Below are 23422 nucleotides of genomic sequence, written 5' to 3'. Positions count from 1 at the left end.
CGGGCGACAACATCGCCATGGAAGTTCACCTGATCGTGCCGATCGCGATGGAAGAAAAGCTGCGCTTCGCAATCCGCGAAGGCGGCCGTACCGTCGGCGCCGGCGTGGTGGCGAGCATCATCGAGTAAGCACTTCAGTCAAAGAAAAGGGCGCAAGTGCGTGATGCACTTGCGCCCTTTTTCATGCGTCATTGCGAGCGGAGGGCGGCACGTAGGACGGCCCGGCTGCGAAACAATCCAGGGGGCGCCGATCTGACTTAAGCGGCACGGACCTCGCGCAGGAACGCCTCGACCTGGGTCCGCAGCGTTTCGCCGTTGCGCGACAGTTCCGCGGAGGAATCGACCACCCGCGCGGCGGCCTCGCCGGTCTGATGCGCGGCCTCGGTGACGCCGACGATATTCTGCGACACCTCTCCGGTGCTGCGCGCCGCCTCGCTGACGTTCTGCGCGATCTCGCGAGTGGCGGCGCTCTGCTCCTCCACCGCGGAGGCGATCGCGGAGGCGATTTCGCTGACCCGGCCGATCGTCGACGTGATGCCCCCGATCGCTTCGACCGAGACCTTGGTGGCATTCTGGATCGCAGTCACCTGGGCGGAAATCTCGTCGGTGGCCTTCGAGGTCTGGGTTGCCAGCGCCTTCACCTCGGAGGCGACCACCGCAAAGCCGCGGCCGGATTCGCCGGCGCGGGCGGCTTCGATCGTCGCGTTGAGCGCCAGCAGGTTGGTTTGCGCCGCGATCTCGCTGATCAGCTTGACGACGTCGCCGATCCGCTGCGCGGCCTCCGCCAGCCCGTTGACCTGCGCATTGGTGTTGTTGGCCTGATCCAGCGCCGAGCCCGACACCTTGGCGGATTCATTGACGCGCTGCGCGATCTCGTTGACCGACGCATTGAGCTGCTCGATCGCCGCGGCCACCGCCTGGGCGTTCTGGGTCGCGACTTCCGAGGCCGCGGCGACGGCGGTGGTCTGGCCGACCGATTCCTCGGCGGTGGCGGCCATCGACTGCGCGGTGGTGCGGAGCTCCACGGCGGCGGTTCCGACCGCGGCAACGACACTGCCGACACCGTCTTCGAACCGCGTCGCCAGCGCCTGTAGGGTCTTGCGCCGATCCCCTTCGGCGTCAATCCGCTGCTGTTCCTGTGCGGCACGCAACTGGCCGGTCTCGGCGAGGCCGTCCTTGAACACTCCGACGGCGCGGGCCATCGACCCGATTTCGTCGCTGCGTTGGGCGCCGGGGACAACGACGTTGAGGGTACCGGCCGAAATCTGCCCCATCGCCTCTTCCAGCTTGCGGATCGGCTGCCCCAGGCCGCGGCCGAGCCAGGCCGCGATCAGCGCGGCGATCAGCATGGCGAACGCGGTGACGGCCGCGAACCACATCATCGATTGGCGGGCGAGGGCCTGGTAACCGCTGGTGTCGCGGACGATCTCCACCACCGCGACCGGCTGACCTGAGAAATTCTTGATCGGCCCGTAGGTGCTGGCGATCGGACGCCCCTCGGCATCGCCGGTCTGGATGATGGTTTCGCCGAGCGCGCGCTCCAGCAGCGCCTTGGTTGGCGCCGCGCCGGACAGGGTGGTCGCCAGCGTCTTCACCGCACCGTCGGTCAATTGATGGATCGCGACATCAATGCCGAAGCGCGCCTTCGTGGTCTTGACGAAGGTCTCGCCAAAGGGGGCGCCGATATCGATCGTTCCGAGCAAGGTTGCTCCATCCATGATCGGCGTGGTGCCGAATACGTTCAATGCGTCGCGGCCGGCTTCGATGCCGCCAACCTGTTTCTTGGTCTGGAACGCCTGCACGACCGTCTTGCGCCGGGCGGCGACATCGTCTCCGAATGCTTCGGGCTTGTGCACGCGGGCGAAGGCGATGCCCGGCGGCGTTTGAATGGTGATCAGCTCAAGTCCGAGCGGCTCGATGTCGCGCAGCGCGTCCTTGAGTAGCTTGACGACGCCATTTCGGTCGCCGGCGCGAACCAGATCCTTCAGTTGCGGCATGGTGGCGAGAGCGTTGCTGACCACCAGCGCCTTGCGGGTCTCGCCTTCCAGCGCCGCAAGCATATTGGCGTAGTCGGCGCGCAATTCGCGCTCCAGCGCGAGGTCGACCGCGACCTGTTGGCGCCAGATGCCGAAGCCGGCCAGCGCCGCGCAGGAGATCGCCCCCACCAGCGAAATCGCCACCATGATCCGAACCGAAATCGACTTGATATTGAGCACCGAGGCCCTCCGAGATGCAACTGACTGTTATTATTGCTGTGGTTTTACCGGGGCAGGGGTCAACGTTCGATTAAGGTTCTGGAAGCGCTTCTGTTCGCAACAAGACCCGCAATCGAGGATGGACCCCGAGCCCGGGGCCCGCCCAAGACGATTGGGGCAGGTCGGTTCCGCAGCCTGCAAGATCGACCGCGTTTGCCAAAAGGGGGACGTGACGGCGGCAAATCCATTCGCTATAGAGGACGGCCGATAGGGGTGTAGCTCAGTTGGTAGAGTACCGGTCTCCAAAACCGGTTGTCGTAGGTTCGAGCCCTACCGCCCCTGCCAGCTTATTGATTGGGCTCCCGTTTCGATTTGCGCCGGGGGCTGGCGACGGGCGCCGCTGCGGTCGCCCTTCGATGCCGGCCGACCTTGACCTTTGGCCCGTCTCGACCTAGAAAGCGGCACTCGCTGTCGGCCCGCTTTGACGGATTTCCGACGCGGCTTTGATTTCCCGAAACAAAAGAGCCCGCTTGGCGGCTCATCCTTGGATCAAGGGTTGGGCGCAAGAGGGCTGTTTGGATTCCTTGAAACCGACAATCGTCTGACGACGGACGCGGATCATCACGATGGCTTTCAGCCCGTTCAAATTCCTGCAGGAAGTGCGGAGCGAGACCGCCAAGGTGACCTGGCCGTCGCGTCGCGAGACCGTGATCACCACCATCATGGTGTTCGTGATGGTGGCGCTGGCTTCGATCTTTTTCTTCGCTGCCGATCAGATCATCCGGGTTCTGATCACCTTTTTGCTCGGCATCCACTAATGACAAGCGCACGGAACTGACATCATGAGCATGCGCTGGTACATCGTCCACGCCTATTCGAACTTCGAAAAGAAGGTCGCCGAGTCGATTCGCGAGCAGGCCAAGCAGCGCGGTCTCGAGGACCTGTTCGAGCAGGTGCTGGTGCCGACCGAGAAGGTCACCGAAGTGCGCCGCGGTCGCAAGATCGACGCCGAGCGCAAGTTCTTCCCGGGCTACGTGCTAGTGAAGATGAAATTGACCGACGAGGCGTTTCATCTGATCAAGAACACCCCGAAGGTCACCGGCTTCCTCGGCGCCGAAAACAAGCCGATGCCGATCTCCGAGGCCGAAGCGATGCGCATCCTGCACCAGGTGCAGGAAGGCGTGGAGCGGCCGAAGGCGTCGGTGTCGTTCGAGATCGGCGAGAATGTGCGGGTGGCCGATGGCCCGTTCGCATCGTTCTCCGGCGTGGTTGAGGAAATCGACGAGGCCCGTTCGCGGGTCAAGGTCGCGGTGTCGATCTTCGGCCGGGCGACCCCGGTGGAACTGGAATTCGGTCAGGTCGAGAAGGTCTGATCGCTTACCTCGCGCCGCAAGGCGCGAGGGGAATGCCGTGGGAGGCTTCGGATGATCGCCAGTCATCCGCGCGAGCCTGACCACGGTCCTGTGAAGCTCCGGAATATCTCCGGACCAACATGAGGAGTGACGATGGCAAAGAAAGTGACCGGATACCTGAAATTGCAGGTGCCGGCGGGTGCGGCGAATCCGTCGCCCCCGATCGGTCCCGCGCTTGGTCAGCGCGGCCTCAACATCATGGAATTCTGCAAGGCGTTCAACGCGCAGACCCAGAAGGAAGAAAAGAACACCCCGATTCCGGTGGTGATCACGATCTTCGCCGATCGCTCCTTCACCTTCGAGTTGAAGACGCCGCCGATGTCGTTCTTCATCAAGAAGGCGGCCGGGCTGACGTCGGGCTCCAAAATGCCGGGCCGCGACAAGGCCGGCGCGGTAACCTCGGCGCAGGTGCGCGAGATCGCCACGGCGAAGATGAAAGATCTGAATTGCGACACCATTGAAGCGGCCATGAAGATGGTCGAGGGCTCCGCCCGTTCGATGGGCGTCGAGGTCGCGGGGTAACGGTCATGGCAATCGGAAAACGTTTGAAGAAGGCCCGCGAAGGCATCGACCGCGAGAAGCTCTATCCGCTCGCCGACGCCATCAAGATGGTCAAGGAACGCGCCACGTCGAAGTTCGACGAGACGATCGAAGTCGCCATCAACCTCGGCGTCGATCCGCGTCACGCTGACCAGATGGTCCGCGGCGTGGTGACGCTGCCGAACGGCACCGGCCGCACCTTGCGCGTCGGCGTGTTCGCGCGTGGCGCCAAGGCTGACGAAGCCCGCGCCGCCGGCGCCGATGTCGTCGGCGCCGAAGACCTGGTCGAACAGGTCCAGGCCGGCAACATCAACTTCGATCGCTGCATCGCCACCCCGGACATGATGCCGCTGGTCGGTCGCCTTGGTAAGGTGCTCGGCCCGCGCGGCATGATGCCGAACCCGAAGATCGGCACCGTCACCATGGACGTCGCCGGCGCGGTCAAGGGCGCCAAGGGCGGTTCCGTCGAGTTCCGCGTCGAGAAGGCCGGCATCGTGCAGGCCGGCATCGGCAAGGCCTCGTTCGGCGAGGACAAGCTGGTCGAGAACATCAAGGCTCTCGCCGACGCGGTGTCGAAGGCGAAGCCGGCCGGTGCCAAGGGCACCTACATCCAGCGCGTCGCGGTGTCGTCGTCGATGGGTCCGGGCGTCAAGGTCGAGCCGGGCACCATTCTCGGCTAAGCCGGCGCACGGCCAGCAACACATCAGGGCGAAATCGGGGTTCCCGGTTTCGCCCTTTCTTTTTGCTCGAATGGGACGATCGCGCGATGGCCGACACGGTTCTGATCTATTCCCGGTTTCCGAAAGCGATGATGGCGCGGATCGCGCAACGCTTCGAGCTGATCGACGCCGCGGGAAAGCCGCCAGCCGATTCGTTCAACGCCGAACAGCTCGCCGGCGTCCGCGCCCTGATCACCGCCGGCGGGCAGCCGCTGGGGCGCGACGTGCTGGATACGCTGCCCGCGCTCGGCGCGATCATCTGCTACGGCACCGGTTATGACGGCGTCGATCTCAAGGCCGCCGCCGACCGCGCCATCGTGGTCGGCAACAGCCCGGCGGCCAACGCTTCGGCGGTGGCCGATCTGGCGATGACGCTGCTGCTCGCGGTGACCCGGCGGCTATTGCCGGCCGACGCCTATGTGCGCTCCGGCGGCTGGGCCCAGGCGCAGCCGTCGCCGCTGCTGCGGCCGCCGCGCGGCCTGCCGGGCCGCCGGATCGGCGTCTATGGCATGGGCGAGATCGGGCGCAAGATCGCGGCGCGTGCCGCTGTGTTCGAGACCGAGGTCGCGTACCACAGCCGTAGCCGGCACGGCGTGCCGTACCCGTATTATCCGAGCCTCGCCGCGCTGGTGGAATGGTGCGACGTGCTGATGATCGCGGTGCGCGCCGGTGCCGACACCCAGCACATCATCGACGCGGCGATGCTGCGGCGGCTCGGCGCCGACGGCACGCTGATCAACATTTCGCGCGGTTCGGTGATCGACCAGGCCGCATTGCTGGCGGCATTGACCGACAACGCGATCGCCGGGGCCGGGCTCGATGTGTTCGAAGTCGAGCCGCACGCGCCGGATGCACTCAGCGCATTGCCGAACGTGGTGCTGACGCCGCATATCGGCGGCCACACCCAGGAGGCGCATGTCGCTATGCAGGATTGCGTGATCGAAAATCTGGCGTCGTTCTTCGACGGGCGGCCGCTGCCCTATGCGGTGAAGTGAGCGGGTGGGCACCGCCTCGGGGCCATGCCAAAATCGTGCCGCCGACGAAAAAGCCTCTTGGCAAGTCGTTAAAGACTCGTTAGAAGCACGGTTCCGGGCGTGCTGGCCGTTGCTGGCGCGTTCGTGCACGCATTCTGAAAACCCAAATCGATAGGAGACCATTCCTTCAAGACATTCCGCATGGATGGCTCGAAGGAAGAGGACCTGTCGTTTCGGATGGATGCGGGCAGGGGTCGCCAGGTTGGCCAGCGATGGCTGCCAGGATGATCCCGATCCTGTCCGAGACTGCTGGCGCCCGCGAGGAAACGCAAGTTTCATCAACGGCTTAATCTCTCAGCCAGCATAGACGGGTGAAGACCGGATTTTGCATTTCGTCGCGTCAAGCGGCGAGGAGCGGATAGGGTTCGAACCTCGACACCCCGCGCCGGAAACGGTTCGGGAGGGCAGGCTTTTCAATATCGTCTCGCCCGGCGTGTCCGAAGACCGTGTGTCTTGAGGTCAGGTTCTGGCAGGACGATGGGTGCAACCCGGCGGTCCTGCCTGCGTGCAGAGGCCGCCAACCGGAGAGAGCTTGCTGTGGAAAGAGCGGCAAAAAAGGACGCGGTCGAAGCGCTGAACGGTCTGTTCAAGACCACCAGCGTTGCGGTCGTCGCCCATTATTCCGGCCTCACCGTCGCCCAGATGCAGAAACTGCGTACGCAGATGAAGCTGGCGGGCGCGTCGGTGAAGGTCTCGAAAAACCGTCTCGCCAAAATTGCTCTTGAAGGCACAGACGTCGCTGCCATCGGCTCCCTGCTGAAGGGGCCGACCGTGATCGCTACTTCCAACGATCCGGTGGCTGCGCCGAAGGTTGCCGTCGAATTCGCCAAGACGAACGAAAACTTCGTCATTCTCGGCGGCTCGATGGGCACCACCGTCCTGAACGTCGACAGCGTCAAGGCCCTGGCCGCGCTGCCCTCGCTCGATGAACTGCGCGCGAAGTTGCTCGGCCTCCTTGTGGCGCCGGCGACCAAGATCGCACAGCTCACGACTGCGCCCGCGGCCAAGCTTGCGCGCGTTGTTCAGGCCTATGCCTCTAAGAGCGAAGCGGCCTGACGCCCTTCGCATTCAACCCTGGTTCGAACTGATACGCTTAAGGAAACAGATCAATGGCTGACCTACAGAAGATTGTTGACGACCTCTCGGGCCTCACCGTGCTCGAAGCCGCCGAACTCGCCAAGCTGCTCGAAGAAAAGTGGGGCGTCTCCGCCGCTGCCGCCGTTGCGGTGGCCGGTCCGGCCGCTGCCGCCGCTGCTCCGGCTGAGGAGAAGACCGAGTTCAACGTGATGCTCGTCGCCGCCGGCGAGAAGAAGATCGAAGTCATCAAGGAAGTCCGCGCCATCACCGGCCTCGGCCTCAAGGAAGCCAAGGACCTGGTCGAAGGCGCGCCGAAGGCCGTCAAGGAAGGCGTCAACAAGGACGAAGCCGAGAAGATCAAGGCCCAGCTCGAGAAGGCTGGCGCCAAGGTCGAGCTCAAGTAACCACGGGTTACTGGAGCGAAATCCCGGACGGGCATCGCCAGATCCGGGATCGCGATAAACCAGCACGTCGGTGGCCGGGTCAAGCCCGGCCATGACGGTGGGTCGGACGAGACTAGAGCCAGCGCCGGGATCAACCCGGCCTGGCAGCCAGAACGGCGATGACGGGGCAGCCCGGCGCGTCGGGCAGGCAGGCCGTACACAGGATTGTGTGGGGATTTGCGGGAAAACCCCTCGAATCTCCACATTTGCCGTCCCATATTGGGTCGGTAGCACGAAAGCGCGGTGGCGGTGGAGATGGCGACGTCTCCGTGCAACCGTTGGGAGATCAGCAATTTCGGGCTTTTTCGGTCTGTGACGAGATAGTTTTGACGGGCGGGTGCAGTCAGGCGCCCCGCACGTCGTTTTGCGTTCGGGATTTGTAAGGTTCGGAATTAGGAATTAGTTCCTGACATCGGGCTGCTGAGTTTCGGATGTGTCGGTATTCAACCCGGGGGCGATGCCAATCGCGCTTCGGAAGGTTCGCCCCCACGGGCGACGAAATGAGAGGCCACGATGGCGCAGCAGACGTTCACCGGTCGCAAACGCGTTCGCAAGTTCTTCGGACACATTCGGGAAGTCGCCGAAATGCCGAACCTCATCGAGGTTCAGAAGGCATCCTATGACCAATTTCTGATGGTCGCCGAACCCCCAGGAGGACGGCTCGACGAGGGTCTGCAGGCGGTGTTCCGGTCGGTGTTTCCGATCTCGGATTTCTCCAACACCTCGATGTTGGAATTCGTCCGCTACGAATTCGAGCCGCCGAAATATGACGTCGATGAGTGCCGCCAGCGCGGCATGACCTACGCTGCGCCGCTGAAGGTGACGCTGCGCCTGATCGTGTTCGATATCGACGAAGAAACCGGCGCCCGCTCGGTCAAGGACATCAAGGAGCAGGACGTCTACATGGGCGATATTCCGCTCATGACCATGAACGGCACCTTCGTCGTCAACGGCACCGAGCGCGTCATCGTCTCGCAGATGCACCGCTCGCCCGGCGTGTTCTTCGACCACGACAAGGGCAAGACCCATTCGTCCGGCAAGCTCTTGTTCGCCGCCCGTGTGATTCCGTATCGCGGTTCCTGGCTCGACATCGAGTTCGACGCCAAGGACATCGTGTTCGCGCGCATCGACCGTCGCCGCAAGATTCCGGTGACGTCGCTGATGTTCGCGCTCGGCCTCGACGGCGAAGAGATCCTCAACACGTTCTACAAGAAGATTCAGTACAAGAAGATCAAGGAAGGCTGGCGCGTTCCGTTCGATTCCAACCGCTTCCGCGGCTACTCGACCGTCAACGATCTGATCGACGCCGACACCGGCAAGGTCGTGCTCGAAGCCGGCAAGAAGCTGACCGTCCGCGCCGCCCGCCAGCTCCAGGAAAAGGGCCTCAAGGCGCTGCGGCTGACCGACGAGGAGCTGATCGGCAACTATCTGGCCGAAGACCTCGTCAACCCGAAGACCGGCGAAATCTACGCCGAGGCCGGCGAGGAAATCACCGAGAAGTCGTTGAAGGGCCTCAACGAGCAGGGTTACAAGGAACTGCCGCTGCTCGACATCGACCACATCAATGTTGGCGCCTACATCCGCAACACGCTGGCGGCCGACAAGAACATGACGCGCGAGGACGCGCTGTTCGACATCTACCGGGTGATGCGTCCCGGCGAGCCGCCGACCATCGATTCGGCGCAGAACATGTTCCAGTCGCTGTTCTTCGACAGCGAGCGCTACGACCTGTCCGCAGTCGGCCGTGTCAAGATGAACATGCGCCTCGAACTCGACGCGCCCGACACCCACCGCACGCTGCGCAAGGAAGACATCCTCGCGGTGATCAAGACCCTGGTGGGTCTGCGCGACGGCCGTGGCGAAATCGACGACATCGACCATCTCGGCAACCGCCGCGTCCGCTCGGTCGGCGAGCTGATGGAGAACCAGTACCGCATCGGCCTGCTGCGCATGGAGCGCGCCATCAAGGAGCGGATGAGCTCTGTCGACATCGACACCGTGATGCCGCAGGACCTGATCAACGCCAAGCCCGCCGCCGCCGCGGTGCGCGAATTCTTCGGTTCGTCGCAGCTGTCGCAGTTCATGGACCAGACCAACCCGCTGTCGGAAATCACCCACAAGCGCCGTCTCTCGGCGCTGGGCCCCGGCGGTCTGACCCGCGAGCGCGCCGGCTTCGAAGTCCGCGACGTGCATCCGACCCATTACGGCCGGATCTGCCCGATCGAGACGCCGGAAGGCCCGAATATCGGCCTGATCAATTCGCTCGCGACCTTCGCGCGCGTCAACAAATACGGCTTCGTCGAGACGCCGTACCGCAAGTGCAAGGACGGCCGCGTCACCGACGAGGTGGTGTATCTGTCCGCGATGGAAGAGGGCCGCTACGCGGTCGCGCAGGCCAACGTCACGCTCGACGCCAAGGGTCGCTTCACCGAAGACCTGATCGTCTGTCGTGACGGCAGCACCCGCGACGTGCTGCTGATCCCGGCCGACAAGGTCGATTACATGGACGTGTCGCCGAAGCAGCTGGTTTCGGTCGCAGCGGCCTTGATCCCGTTCCTCGAGAACGACGACGCCAACCGCGCGCTGATGGGCTCCAACATGCAGCGTCAGGCCGTGCCGTTGGTGCGCGCCGAGGCGCCGTTCGTCGGCACCGGCATGGAAGGCGTGGTCGCGCGCGATTCGGGCGCGGCGATCGCCGCGCGCCGCACCGGCGTGATCGACCAGATCGACGCGACCCGAATCGTGATCCGCGCCACCGACGATCTCGACCCGACCAAGTCGGGCGTCGATATCTATCGCTTGATGAAGTACCAGCGCTCCAACCAGTCGACCTGCATCAACCAGCGCCCGCTGGTGAAGGTCGGCGACATGGTCGCCAAGGGCGACATAATCGCGGACGGTCCGTCGACCGACCTCGGCGAACTCGCGCTCGGCCGCAACGTGCTGGTCGCGTTCATGCCGTGGAATGGCTACAACTTCGAAGATTCGATCCTGCTGTCGGAGCGGATCGTCAAGGACGACGTCTTCACCTCGATCCACATCGAGGAATTCGAAGTCATGGCCCGCGACACCAAGCTCGGGCCCGAGGAAATCACCCGCGACATTCCGAACGTCTCGGAAGAAGCGCTGAAGAACCTCGACGAAGCCGGCATCGTCTATATCGGCGCCGAAGTCCGCGCCGGCGACATTCTGGTCGGCAAGATCACCCCGAAGGGCGAAAGCCCGATGACGCCGGAAGAAAAGCTGCTGCGCGCCATCTTCGGTGAAAAGGCATCGGACGTCCGCGATACCTCGCTCCGCGTGCCGCCCGGCGTGCAGGGCACCATCGTCGAAGTCCGCGTCTTCAACCGGCACGGCGTCGACAAGGACGAGCGCGCACTGGCGATCGAACGGGAAGAGATCGAACGCCTCGCCAAGGACCGCGACGACGAACAGGCGATTCTCGACCGTAACGTCTACGGCCGTCTCGCCGACCTGCTCGACAACCGTCAGGGCATCGCCGGTCCGAAGGGCTTCAAGAAGGACACCAAGATCACCCGCGCGGTGCTCGAGGAATATCCGAAGTCGCAGTGGTGGTTGTTCGCTTCGCCGAACGACAAGCTGATGGCTGAAATCGAAGCGATGCGGAAGCAGTACGACGAATCGAAGAAGGGCCTTGAACAGCGCTTCCTCGACAAGGTCGAGAAGCTGCAGCGCGGCGACGAATTGCCGCCCGGCGTGATGAAGATGGTCAAGGTCTTCGTCGCGGTGAAGCGCAAGATCCAGCCCGGCGACAAGATGGCCGGTCGTCACGGCAACAAGGGCGTGGTGTCGAAGATCGTTCCGATCGAAGACATGCCGTTCCTTGAAGACGGGACGCATGCCGACATCGTGCTCAATCCGCTCGGCGTGCCGAGCCGGATGAATGTCGGTCAGATTCTGGAGACGCATCTGGGCTGGGCCTGCGCCGGCCTCGGTAAGCGCATCGGCCAGACCATCGACGCCTACTATGCCAAGCAGGATCTCAAGCCGATGCGCGAGACCCTGAAGAAGATCTATGGCGACGACGAGACCATCAAGTCGCTGAACGACGCCGAGCTGCTGGAGCTCGCGCGCAACCTGAAGCCCGGCGTGCCGATCGCGACGCCGGTGTTCGACGGCGCCAAGGAAGCCGATATCGAAGAGATGCTGAAGCTGGCGGGGCTCGACGCCTCCGGACAATCGACCGTCTATGACGGCCGAACCGGCGACGAGTTCGACCGCAAGGTGACGGTTGGGTACATCTACATGCTCAAGCTGCACCACCTTGTGGACGACAAGATCCACGCCCGTTCGATCGGTCCGTACTCGCTCGTGACCCAGCAGCCGCTGGGTGGCAAGGCGCAGTTCGGCGGACAGCGGTTCGGCGAAATGGAAGTGTGGGCGCTAGAGGCTTACGGCGCCGCCTACACGCTCCAGGAAATGCTGACCGTGAAGTCGGACGACGTCGCCGGCCGTACCAAGGTGTACGAGGCGATCGTGCGCGGCGACGACACCTTCGAGGCCGGCATCCCGGAATCGTTCAACGTGCTGGTCAAGGAAATGCGCTCGCTCGGCCTCAACGTCGATCTGCACAATTCCAAGGCGGGTGGCACCACGTCCGAGGCGGCCGAGTAACAACACGCGTCATGCCCGGCCATCGGCGCGAAGCCATCTTCGCGCGGATGGGCCGGGCATTCGCACCGTGCTCGGACGTTGAGCGCGGCGCGGGGCGACACTGAATTTCGAATTTGCTGCCGGTGACGATCGGCACGCGAGGAGAAGACGATGAACCAAGAAATTATGAGTCTGTTCAATCCGACGACGCCGGCGCAGGTGTTCGACCAGATCCGGATCTCGATCGCGTCGCCGGAAAAGATTCTGTCGTGGTCCTACGGCGAGATCAAGAAGCCGGAAACCATCAATTACCGTACCTTCAAGCCGGAGCGCGACGGTCTGTTCTGCGCCCGCATCTTCGGGCCGATCAAGGACTACGAGTGCCTGTGCGGCAAGTACAAGCGGATGAAGTACAAGGGCATCATCTGCGAAAAGTGCTCGGTCGAAGTGACGCTCTCCCGCGTCCGTCGCGAGCGCATGGGCCACATCGAGCTCGCTGCCCCCGTTGCCCACATCTGGTTCCTGAAGTCGTTGCCGTCGCGGATCGGGCAGTTGCTCGACATGACGTTGAAGGACCTCGAGCGGATCCTGTATTTCGAATATTACGTCGTGCTCGAGCCGGGTCTCACTGCGCTGAAGGACCGCCAGCTATTGAGCGAGGAGGAATTCCTCCGCGCCCAGGACGAATACGGCCAGGATTCCTTCACCGCCATGATCGGCGCCGAGGCGATCCGTGAGCTGCTGAAGGGTCTCGAACTCGAGAAGCTCGATGCGCAGCTGCGCGTCGAGATGCAGGAGACCGAGTCCGAGATCAAGCACAAGAAGCTCGCCAAGCGGCTGAAGATCGTCGAGGCGTTCCGCTATTCGGGCAACAAGCCGGAATGGATGATCCTGACCGTGGTGCCGGTGATTCCGCCGGACCTGCGTCCCTTGGTGCCGCTCGACGGCGGCCGCTTCGCGACCTCGGATCTCAACGATCTCTACCGCCGCGTCATCAACCGCAACAACCGGCTGAAGCGGCTGATGGAGCTGCGCGCGCCGGATATCATCATCCGCAATGAAAAGCGGATGCTGCAGGAGGCCGTCGACGCTCTGTTCGACAACGGCCGCCGCGGGCGTGTCATCACCGGCGCCAACAAGCGCCCGCTGAAGTCGCTCGCCGACATGTTGAAGGGCAAGCAGGGCCGGTTCCGTCAGAACCTGCTCGGCAAGCGCGTCGACTATTCGGGCCGTTCGGTGATCGTGGTCGGTCCCGAACTGCGGCTGCATCAGTGCGGCCTGCCGAAGAAGATGGCGCTCGAATTGTTCAAGCCGTTCATCTATTCGCGGCTCGACGCCAAGGGTCTGTCGACCACGGTGAAGCAGGCCAAGAAGCTCGTCGAAAAAGAGCGTCCCGAAGTTTGGGACATCCTCGACGAGGTGATCCGCGAGCATCCCGTGCTGCTGAACCGCGCGCCGACGCTGCATCGCCTCGGCATTCAGGCGTTCGAACCGGTGCTGATCGAAGGCAAGGCAATCCAGCTGCATCCCTTGGTCTGCGCCGCCTTCAACGCCGACTTCGACGGCGACCAGATGGCGGTCCACGTGCCACTGTCGCTGGAAGCGCAGCTCGAAGCCCGCGTGCTGATGATGTCGACCAACAACATCCTGCATCCTGCGAACGGCCAGCCGATCATCGTGCCGTCGCAGGACATCGTCCTCGGCCTGTACTACCTGTCGATCCTGCGTGAAGGATTGCCGGGCGAGGGCAAGCTCTATGGCGAGATGGCCGAGATCGAGCACGCGCTGCACGCCAAGGTCATCCACCTGCACACCAAGATCAAGTATCGCTGGCAGGGCCTGGACGAGAACGGCAAGCACGTCGCCAAGTGGTACGACACCACGGCCGGCCGCGCGATGCTGGGTCAGGTGCTGCCGAAGTCGATCAAGATGCCGTTCGACGTCGTCAACAAGCTGATGACCAAGAAGGAAATCTCCGGCGTGATCGATCAGGTCTATCGTCACTGCGGTCAGAAGGAGACGGTGATCTTCTGCGACCGCATCATGGCGCTGGGCTTCTACAACGCGTTCAAGGCCGGCATCTCGTTCGGCAAGGACGACATGGTGGTGCCGGCGTCGAAGTGGCGGATCGTCGATACCACCCGCGCGCTGGCGAAGGATTTCGAGCAGCAGTACAATGACGGTCTGATCACCCACGGCGAGAAATACAACAAGGTCGTCGACGCCTGGTCGAAGGCGACCGAGGAAATCGCCAAGGAGATGATGAAGGAGATCTCCGCCGTCAAGAAGAGCCCGAAGGGCGGCGAAGCCCAGATCAACTCGATCTACATGATGGCGCATTCGGGCGCCCGCGGTTCGCCGGCGCAGATGCGTCAGCTCGCCGGCATGCGCGGCCTGATGGCCAAGCCGTCGGGCGAGATCATCGAGACGCCGATCATCTCGAACTTCAAGGAGGGCCTGTCGGTTCTCGAATACTTCAACTCGACCCACGGCGCCCGCAAGGGTCTCGCCGACACCGCGTTGAAGACCGCGAACTCGGGCTACCTGACGCGGCGTCTGGTCGACGTGGCGCAGGACTGCATCATCACGCAGGACGATTGCGGCACCAAGCTCGGCATCAAGATGCGCGCCATCATCGATGCCGGCACCGTGGTGGCGTCGCTGGCGTCGCGCATTCTCGGCCGCACCAACGGCGAGGATCTGCGCGATCCGGTGACCAACAAGATCGTGGTCAAGCGCGGCACGCTGATGGAGGAGACTCACGTCGACGCCATCCAGCAGGCCGGCATCCAGGAAGTGAAGATCCGCTCGGCGTTGACCTGCGAACTGGTCAACGGCATCTGCGGCAAGTGCTACGGGCGCGATCTCGCCCGCGGCACCCCGGTCAACCACGGCGAGGCGGTCGGCGTGATCGCGGCGCAGTCGATCGGCGAGCCGGGCACCCAGCTGACGATGCGGACGTTCCACATCGGCGGCGCGGCGCAGATCAACGAGCAGTCGGTGATCGAATCCAACTTCGACGGCAAGATCACGATCAAGAACATCGCGATCGCCAAGAACGGCGAAGGTCACCGGGTTGCGATGGTCCGCAACATGGTGGTGGCCATCACCGACGCCGACGGCACCGAGCGTGCGACCCACCGCATCCAGTACGGCGCGCGCATGCACGTCGACGAGGGCGATATGGTCAAGCGCGGTCAGCGCATCGCCGAATGGGATCCCTACACCCGTCCGGTGCTGACCGAAGTCGAGGGCACCATCGACTTCGAGGATCTGGTCGAGGATCAGTCGATCTCGGAAACGCTCGACGAGTCCACCGGTATCGCCAAGCGCATCGTGATCGACTGGCGTTCGACCCGCGGCGGCGCGGATCTGCGTCCGGCGATCGTGATCAAGGGCAAGGACGGCAAGATCCTGAAGCTCGCCCGCGGCGGCGAGGCCCGCTACATGCTGTCGGTCGACGCCATTCTGTCGGTCGACGTCGGCGCCAAGGTGAAGACCGGCGACATTCTCGCGCGTATCTCCACCGAAAGCGCCAAGACCCGCGACATCACCGGCGGTCTGCCGCGGGTGGCGGAACTGTTCGAGGCCCGCAAGCCGAAGGACGCCGCCATCATTGCGGAAATCGCCGGCACCATCCGGTTCGGACGCGACTACAAGAACAAGCGCCGGATCTCGATCGAGCCGCTCGACAAGAACGAGGAGACTCGCGAGTACCTCATTCCGAAGGGCAAGCACATCCATCTGCAGGATGGCGACATCGTCGAAAAGGGTGACTTCATCGTCGAAGGCAATCCGGCGCCGCACGACATTCTGGCGATCAAGGGCATCGAGGAACTCGCCGCCTATCTGGTCAACGAAATCCAGGAGGTCTACCGGCTGCAGGGCGTGTTGATCAACGACAAGCACATCGAGGTGATCGTTCGCCAGATGCTGCAGAAGGTCGAGATCACCGACCAGGGCGAGACCGACATGATCTCGGGCGAACAGATCGACAAGATCGAGTTCGACCAGCTCAATGCGCGGGCGAAGGAAGAGGGCAAGAAGATCGCCACGGGAACGCCGGTTCTGCTCGGCATCACCAAGGCGAGCTTGCAGACCCGCTCGTTCTTCTCGGCGGCGTCGTTCCAGGAGACCACCCGCGTGCTGACCGAAGCCGCCGTCAACGGCAAGGTCGATCCGCTGGAAGGCCTCAAGGAAAACGTCATCGTCGGCCGGCTGATCCCGGCAGGCACCGGCGCCTCGATGGCGAAGATCCGCGAAGTCGCGGTGAAGCGCGACAAGATGATCCTCGACGAACGCGAGAAGCAGGCGACGATCGTGCCGACGGCCCCGGAGGCAGAGCCGCTGGCGCTGCCGCAGCCGCAGGCGGAGTAAGGTTACTGCGACGCAATATCAAGAAGGCCGGCGCAAGCCGGCCTTTTTCTTGCGTTTCGGTCGGATTCTTGCGTTGATTACACTTCATTCATCTTCCCTTCAGGTGAAAAGCGCTCTTGCTATTGGCCACTGACGGAATCCGGACCGGCGATCGCTGATCACCCATATTCCCGGCTCAATTGGCGACGAATCGAGGTTCGTTGCCGGTTCGGCGAACTTTCCGGATCCCTGAGGGGTGGAAATGCGGTGTCGCCGCGCCGGCAGCACGCGCATGACGTGTCGAAAGAACAAGTATGTTTGATCTTGCAATCGTTGGTGGCGGCCCGGGCGGCCTGATGAGCGCCTGGTATCTGAAGAAGAAGCTCGGCGAGCTGTGCCGGGTCACGATTTTCGAGGCCTCCGATCGGATCGGCGGCAAGATTGTCACCCAGAAATTCGATAGCGCGCCCGCGATCTACGAGGCTGGCGTTGCCGAACTGTATGATTACTCGATGACCGGCCCGGACCCGCTGCGGGAGCTGGTGCAGCATTTCGGCCTGCAGACCATTCCGATGGACGCCGAGCAGGTGCAGCTCGATGGCGAATTGCTCAACGACGTGCCGGGGATGCGCAAGAAATACGGCGACAAGACCGCCGACGCAATCGAGGCGTTTCGCAAGCTGTGCGCCACCAAGGTGTCGCCGCTGGAATATTACGAGGGCGTCGGCGCCCACGATAACGAACATCCCTGGGCCTGGATCAACTGTGAGGAATTGCTCGATAAGGAAATCGAGGACCCGGTCGCCAAGCGCTTCTTCAAGGTGATGGCGCGCTCCGATATCGCGACGGAAAGCTACAACACCAACGGGCTCAACGCGCTGAAGAACTTCGTGATGGATATCGACGGCTATATCGGCCTGTATTCGATCCAGAACGGCAACGAGCAATTGGTGTCCTGCCTGCATTCCGAAGTCGACGCCAAGGTGAAGCTGAACCACCGCGTGCTCAAGGTCGGCAAGACCGACGGTGGCCGCTACCAACTCGACATGATGAACGGCAAGGGGCCGGAGACCGAGAATTTCGACCTGGTGCTGATGTGCCTGCCGCACAACTGGCTCGCCACCATCGGCTGGGGCGACGAGAAGCTGCGCAAGGCGATGGTCAAGCACGTCGCCTATTTCGACCGCCCGGCGCATTATCTGCGGATCTCGATCCTGTTCGACTCGCCGTTCTGGGGCGACAAGATCCCAGGCTCCTGGTTCATGTCGGAAGCGTTCGGCGGCTGCTGCGTCTACAATGAGGGCTCGCGCCACGACGTCGGCAAATACGGCGTGCTGAACTGGCTGGTCGCCGGTTCCGACGCGCTGGCCTATTCCAATCTGACCGACCAGGAATTGATCGACCAGGCGCTGAAGACGCTGCCGGCGTCGCTCGGCAACGCGCGCGACCATTTCATGGAGGGCAAGACCCATCGCTGGCTGTCGTCGGTCAATGCGATTCCCGGCGGGCTGCCGGTGCGCGACGTCATGACCAATCATCGACCGGAGCCGAAGAATTATCCCGGGCTGGTGGTGGTCGGCGACTATCTGTTCGACTCGACGCTGAACGGATTGTTCGACTCGGCGGACGCTGCGACCGACATCATCCTGACCGAGACCATCAAGCTGCGCCGCGCCCGCTCTCGCGCCGAAGCCGGCAAGCCGGTCTCCGACAAGATCGATCGGGATTATTTCGAGAATTATCGCGGCCTCGGGCCGTATCGCGAGGTCTGGAGCCGGTTCAACGCGCCCGACTATCTGATGGATCAGATCCGTATCGTTTGGGACAGGCCCGGCGGCTACAAGTTGCTTGTGGCCGGTTCGGCGAGCGGCGAACTGGTCGGCGCGCTGCGCGAGCGCGGCATCGACGCCTGGGGGATCGAGAACAACCGTTTCATTCACGCCAAGACCCCCGACGCCCTGAAGCCGTTCAACCTGCTGGGGTCGATCGTCGATCTGCCGTTCCAGGACGGCGAGTTCGATTTCGTGTTCGAGAGCAGCCTGTGCCATGTCGCGGAGAACCGGGTGGTGAAGGCGATTCGCGAGCTCAATCGCGTGGTCAAGACCGGGCTGGTGTTCGGTTCGGTGACCAGCGACATGGAACCCGGCGTGATCGATCGCTACGACCTGCTGCGTGGCGTCAAGAAGCTCGGCACCTGGTGGGAATGGTCGGAATTGTTCTTCAACAACGGCTTCGACCTGTCGATGCATCGCAACGATTGCACTGACGCGCTGTGGGAAGCCGCCCTGAAAGCCGACAAGGGACCAGCGTCCTGGTATGCCGACAGCGAGAGTCTGCGCTATTCCTTCTTTGACAAGGTCGCGGACGAGGATTGAGCCCGACGGCTTTGCCGGGCCGGTTTTGATCGCGTAGGATCGATGCCGTGGCCGGCCAGGTCACGGAGATTCGCGGTCGTGCTGACCGTCCACCAACGGTTGTGTCATGGCGCGAAAGCCACCCAAGAAGCCAGCAATGCCGGACGACAAGGACAAGGCCGCGCCGGCCGATTCCCCGGTCTCGCCGCTTGACGACAAATTCGCTCTCCCGGTCGGCCCCGCGGCGAAGCCGGTTCCCAGCCTGAAACCGCTGCCAATCGAGAAGAAGCCCGCCGTTGCTCCGGCGCCGGTGGCCGCCGCCGCCGACGCCGACGAGGATGAAGACGAGGACGACGAAGACGAACTCGACGACGATGATGAGGACGAGGAACTCGTCGTCTTCACCGCGCGCGAGGCCGCCGGCGCGCTCGCCACCAATTTCGCTTTCGTCCGGCCGTTCCTGCAAAACTCCAGGAAGATGCTGGCGTTCGTCTTGTTCGGCGTGGTGGTCGAGACGCTGTTCAACGTCATCATGCCGCTCAGCCTGAAATTCCTGATCGACGATGCGCTCGGCGAGGAAGATTTCGAAGCGTTGATCTTGATTCTCTCGGTGCTGGGGGCGGCGGGGATCGTCACCTCGATCGTCGCGGTCTGGTACGAGCGGTGGGACGCACGGCTGGTCGCGTCGGTTCTGTCGGACGTCCGCAGCAAGCTGTTCGACCACGTCCAGCGGCTGCCGTCGTCCTATTTCGGGCGCACCAAGCGCGGCGAAATCCTGTCGCGGTTCTCGATCGACATGTCGGCGTTCGGCGGCGCGGTCGAATCCTTCAATAACACCGGATTGCTGCCGTTTCTCGAGTTGATCGCAGGCATCATTCTGATGCTATTCCTGAACTGGCAGCTCGCCGCGGTCGCGCTGCTGGTGTTTCCGATCACGCTGATCGGCCCGCGGATGCTGACGCCGAAGGCGGTACAGGCCAATTACGAGCAGAAGGTCCAGGAATCCGCGCTGCTCGGCGTGGTGCAGGAAAACGTCGCCGCGCAGGCGGTGATCAAGGCGTTCAGCCTGCAGCGCAAGATGTTCGGCTTTTTCAGGCTGCGCAACGACGACACCAGGCGGAAGATCGCCTCGGCGACATTCCTGTCGACCATGGTGGAACGCTCGGTCACGATTTCGGTGCTGCTGTTGCACCTCGTGGTGCTGGCGCTCGGCGCCTATCTCGCCACCAAGGGTCAGATCACAGTCGGCACCTTCGTCACCTTCGAAAGCGCGTTCTGGGAGGTGTCCTACAACATCGCCCACCTGATGCATTTCATCCCGCTGTCGATCCAGTCGGCGGCCGCGGTGCGCCATATCCAGGAACTGCTCGACGAGCCGACGCCGGGCACCGACCGTCCCGGCGCGCCGGAGCTGCCGCGCATCACCAACAACATCTCGTTCGAACGCGTCACCTTCAAATATGAGGGTGCCGAGACCCCGGTGCTCGACAATCTCAGCCTGCGGCTCGATGCCGGCAAGACCATCGCCATCGTCGGACCGAGCGGGTCCGGCAAGAGCACGTTGCTCAACCTGATCCTGCGGCTGTACCAGCCGGACGAGGGCCGTATCGCCATCGACGGCGTCGACGTCCGCAAGGTCACGATGGAATCGCTGCGCGCCAGCATGGCGGTGGTGTTCCAGGAGAACATGTTGTTCAACATGTCGATCCGCGAGAACATCCGGCTCGGCAAGGAAGGCGCCACCGACGAGGAAGTCGAGCAGGCGGCGAAGAAGGCCGAGATCCATCGCTACATCATGAGCCTGCCGCAGAAATACGACACCCCGGTCGGCGAGCGCGGCGACACACTGTCGGGCGGCCAGCGCCAGCGCATCGCGATCGCCCGCGCGATCGTCCGCGACCCTGCAGTGCTACTGCTCGACGAGGCGACCTCGGCGCTGGATCAGACCACCGAGGCCGCGATCAACAAGACGTTGCTCAAGCTGGCCAAGGGCCGCACCATGATCTTCTCGACCCACCGGCTGACCTCGGTGGTCGACATGGACGAGATCATCGTGATCTCGGGCGGCCGTGCGGTCGAACGCGGCTCGCATAAGAAGCTGCTGGCGGCTAACGGCGTGTATCGCAAGCTGTGGGACGACCAGAGCCGCAATTCGCACGATGACGATGACGACGACGATGAGGATGATGACGACTGAGATGTTTCGGTCACCGCGGAACAATTCGCACCGCGGTCGAGTCCGGCGAGCCTATTTGGCGGTCATGTACAGCGGCGTGCGCACGATCAGCTGATAGGTCGGCTTGGGCGTCCAGGCGATCTGCGTGGTGATCCCGAACAAGCGGTTGTCATGATCGTCCATCCGGTCGAGATCGATCCGCAGGATCGGCTGGGTGAAGGACGCGGCGATGGGGAGGCTCAGAAGCTGCGCGCCGCCGAACGACTGCACGCCGGCGCGGCCGCTCAGCTTCCAGTTGTTGTCCCATTGATAATAGCCGCCGAGATAGCCCACCAGGTTGGGCCGCACCGCCGCGAGATCGGAATCGACCGAGACGTTGGTCAATTGCACGCCGGCGAGCAGGCCCCGGGTCTCGTCCGTGTCCAGCGCGTAGCCGGCCTCGACCACGCTGTTCAGCGTCGTGGTGGCGAACGGCGAATCCGTGGCCGAGCGCGTCAGCGTCGACTGGACGGTCACGGTCGGAAAAGCCCCGCCATTCTGCTGCCAGACGTCGGCCTGGAATCCGATGTTCCAGCTCGCGATCGACGGCGAGCTCCAGTCGAGATCGCCGGTTTTTGTCGTTGACGCGGTGACCCCGCCATAGACCGTGACCCGGTCGTTGAGGTCGATCGTCAGCGGCAGATCCAGCCCGAGGCCCTGGCTCGCCGGCAATGAAAGCGAGAGCGACGTCGGCAACACCACCGCCGACGGATTGCTGAAGCCGATTCCCAGCACGCCGGCGGGCAGCCTGGTATAGGAGCTGCGGATGTCGAGATAGGCCACCGGGCCGGCCGGCTGGCCGCTGTCGTCGTCGTCCTTGCCGAACGCCAGTCCACCGAGGGACAGCGAGACGACAGTCGCCAGCGCGATGGGCGCCGCAATGCCGGCGTGCGCGTTGCCGACACCGGACGCGTTCGATTCACGAATCCGCTTTGCCCCCGACACGGGCCAACTCCACGCTACTCCGGGCGGATCCGCGCAGATCGGGATCCGCAGGCCAGTGGCCGACAATAAGCCACGACGCTTGCTACCACGACTGCAGCCGGTCAGGCCATCCGCTGCGAGCTGCTGGGATGGGCGCGGCTCGGCGGGGAGCGGCGGGCAGTGCGGAATTGGCGGATCTGGCCCTGGCCGGCGCGCACGATGAACCGCGCCCAGCGTCGCGCCCGCCAGATCGGGCCGTTGCGGGTGGAGAGGGCGCGCAGGTGAAACGCCTTGTTGGTCGACCAGGCATCGATCGCGGTCTTCTGCGGATCGTCGTAGAACGAAGCGATCTTGTCTTGGCCCATGCCGGGCGTCGTCAGCCAGTTCGGAATGTGAACGTTGCAGAGCCGCTCGACGTCCGTGAATACCCTGTCGGTGCCGGTGCCGCCGGCGGGGCAGGAGGTGCAGAAGGCATCGCCGACCAGCACCACGCCGGGCTGACGGTGGCCCTCGGCGACATACAGATCGGCCGGACGGATCTTGACCGGACCCACCACCTTGAAATCGCCGGTGATCCGTCCCAGCCGCGGCATCAGGCTGCGTAGCGCCGCTTCCGGGGCCTCGCGCATCTGCTGGAACCACGGATCGTCGAGCTTGCGATACACCATCAGGTTGGCGTGCATCACGCTGCCGATCGGAAACAATGACAGATACGCCATCCGGTCGCGGGAGCGCTGCGGATAGAAGGTGAGCGCCGGGAAGGCGAAGGCGGCGCGGCCGACCGGCGCGAGATCGAACCCGATCGTGACCGAATGGCATTCGCTAATGACGCGGTTCTTGATCCCGAGGGTGCGGCGCAGTCCCTTGTTGAGGCCGTTCGCCATCACCACAAGGCGCGCGGAAATCTCCTCGCCGTCGGACAGTTTGATCCGTTGCCGCTCAGTGCTGGTTGCGATCGCGGTGGCCTTGGCGTGGATAAATTCGACCTCCGGCGGAATTTCAGCGCGGAGCGTGTTGACCAGCGTGTCGTACAGGATGCCGTATTGATCGCTGGGTTTCTTGTCGACCAGATAGCCGAACCGCGCGATCCAGACGTCGCGGTCGTGGGTGGTGGCGCGCAGCACCGCTTCCGCGAGGCCGGTCTTGCGCAGGATATCGAGCTGGGCGCCGCCGAGTTTTTCGCAGCGGAAATCCGGCGGATAGACCGGATGCGGATCGATCACGATGGTGGAAATGCCGGCACGCCCGAGCATCGCCGCGGCGATGGACCCGGCGAGGCCGCCGCCGACAATGGCAATATCGGTATATCGCATGGGCATCGTTCCCGTTCGGGCCATCCTTGCGTCGAAAACACAAACAAACCTTGAAGGCGATCGCCACGTTGGAGGGCACCACTTAACCGGATGGCAATTCCGCCGGTCCAAGCTCCCGGCACCAGCGCAGCCAAGGGTCCGTCACGCGATGATTTCGGTAAGGATTTGTTCACCAGAGTTCGACCTCGCCACGCACTGGGATGACCTGGTAGGGCGGGCCTCGCCAA

General features: G+C 63.4%; 14 protein-coding genes, 1 tRNA gene and 1 pseudogene. 13 read left to right on the top strand and 3 right to left on the bottom strand.

Going from position 1 to position 23422, the window contains the following annotated elements; genetic code table 11:
• Positions 1–128, top strand: a pseudogene (gene tuf, locus HXX15_RS12090) (elongation factor Tu); the annotation flags it as partial.
• A gap of 128 nt (positions 129–256) precedes the next feature.
• Here tuf and HXX15_RS12085 read toward each other — a convergent pair.
• Positions 257–2215: a methyl-accepting chemotaxis protein gene (locus tag HXX15_RS12085; RefSeq protein WP_296516296.1), complete on the bottom strand. Its 1959-nt coding sequence runs from the start codon at positions 2213–2215 to the stop codon at positions 257–259.
• Positions 2216–2463: 248 nt separating this feature from the next.
• Here HXX15_RS12085 and HXX15_RS12080 point away from each other — a divergent pair.
• From HXX15_RS12080 to HXX15_RS12025, 12 genes are all read left to right on the top strand, one after another.
• Positions 2464–2539, top strand: a tRNA-Trp gene (locus HXX15_RS12080).
• A gap of 281 nt (positions 2540–2820) precedes the next feature.
• Positions 2821–3012: a preprotein translocase subunit SecE gene (gene secE / locus HXX15_RS12075; protein ID WP_296516295.1), complete on the top strand. Its 192-nt coding sequence runs from the start codon at positions 2821–2823 to the stop codon at positions 3010–3012.
• A 24-nt stretch (positions 3013–3036) separates the two neighbouring features.
• Positions 3037–3567 (top strand): transcription termination/antitermination protein NusG, encoded by a 531-nt coding sequence (nusG, locus tag HXX15_RS12070; RefSeq protein WP_296516294.1) that lies wholly within the window; start codon positions 3037–3039, stop codon positions 3565–3567.
• Positions 3568–3699: 132 nt separating this feature from the next.
• Positions 3700–4128 (top strand): 50S ribosomal protein L11, encoded by a 429-nt coding sequence (gene rplK / locus HXX15_RS12065; protein WP_296516293.1) that lies wholly within the window; start codon positions 3700–3702, stop codon positions 4126–4128.
• A 5-nt stretch (positions 4129–4133) separates the two neighbouring features.
• Complete coding sequence (gene rplA, locus HXX15_RS12060; RefSeq protein ID WP_296516292.1) at positions 4134–4826, top strand: 50S ribosomal protein L1; 693 nt, start codon at positions 4134–4136, stop codon at positions 4824–4826.
• Positions 4827–4912: 86 nt separating this feature from the next.
• Positions 4913–5860 (top strand): 2-hydroxyacid dehydrogenase, encoded by a 948-nt coding sequence (locus tag HXX15_RS12055; protein WP_296516291.1) that lies wholly within the window; start codon positions 4913–4915, stop codon positions 5858–5860.
• A 576-nt stretch (positions 5861–6436) separates the two neighbouring features.
• Positions 6437–6955 (top strand): 50S ribosomal protein L10, encoded by a 519-nt coding sequence (gene rplJ / locus HXX15_RS12050; protein WP_296516917.1) that lies wholly within the window; start codon positions 6437–6439, stop codon positions 6953–6955.
• A 53-nt stretch (positions 6956–7008) separates the two neighbouring features.
• Positions 7009–7380, top strand: a complete 372-nt coding sequence (gene rplL, locus HXX15_RS12045; protein WP_296516290.1) for a 50S ribosomal protein L7/L12 — start codon at positions 7009–7011, stop codon at positions 7378–7380.
• Between the two features lie 552 nt (positions 7381–7932).
• Positions 7933–12054, top strand: coding sequence for a DNA-directed RNA polymerase subunit beta (gene rpoB, locus HXX15_RS12040; protein ID WP_296516289.1), 4122 nt, complete (start codon positions 7933–7935; stop codon positions 12052–12054).
• Positions 12055–12204: 150 nt separating this feature from the next.
• Entirely contained in the window at positions 12205–16410 is a 4206-nt protein-coding gene (rpoC, locus tag HXX15_RS12035) for a DNA-directed RNA polymerase subunit beta' (protein ID WP_296516288.1), read from the top strand.
• Positions 16411–16703: 293 nt separating this feature from the next.
• Positions 16704–18764, top strand: coding sequence for an FAD-dependent oxidoreductase (locus HXX15_RS12030; RefSeq protein WP_296516287.1), 2061 nt, complete (start codon positions 16704–16706; stop codon positions 18762–18764).
• A 106-nt stretch (positions 18765–18870) separates the two neighbouring features.
• Complete coding sequence (locus HXX15_RS12025) at positions 18871–20940, top strand: ABC transporter ATP-binding protein (RefSeq protein WP_296516286.1); 2070 nt, start codon at positions 18871–18873, stop codon at positions 20938–20940.
• Between the two features lie 51 nt (positions 20941–20991).
• Here HXX15_RS12025 and HXX15_RS12020 read toward each other — a convergent pair whose 3' ends face one another.
• Positions 20992–21903, bottom strand: a complete 912-nt coding sequence (locus HXX15_RS12020) for a hypothetical protein (protein ID WP_296516285.1) — start codon at positions 21901–21903, stop codon at positions 20992–20994.
• Positions 21904–22004: 101 nt separating this feature from the next.
• On the bottom strand, positions 22005–23195 hold the full coding sequence (locus HXX15_RS12015; protein ID WP_296516284.1) for an NAD(P)/FAD-dependent oxidoreductase: 1191 nt from the start codon (positions 23193–23195) through the stop codon (positions 22005–22007).
• Positions 23196–23422: the final 227 nt, after the last annotated feature.

Source organism: Rhodopseudomonas sp., assembly GCF_013377015.1.
GTDB lineage: Bacteria > Pseudomonadota > Alphaproteobacteria > Rhizobiales > Xanthobacteraceae > JARJEH01.
Note: the sequence above shows the minus strand (reverse complement) of the source record. Positions and strands in the feature narration are given on the sequence as shown.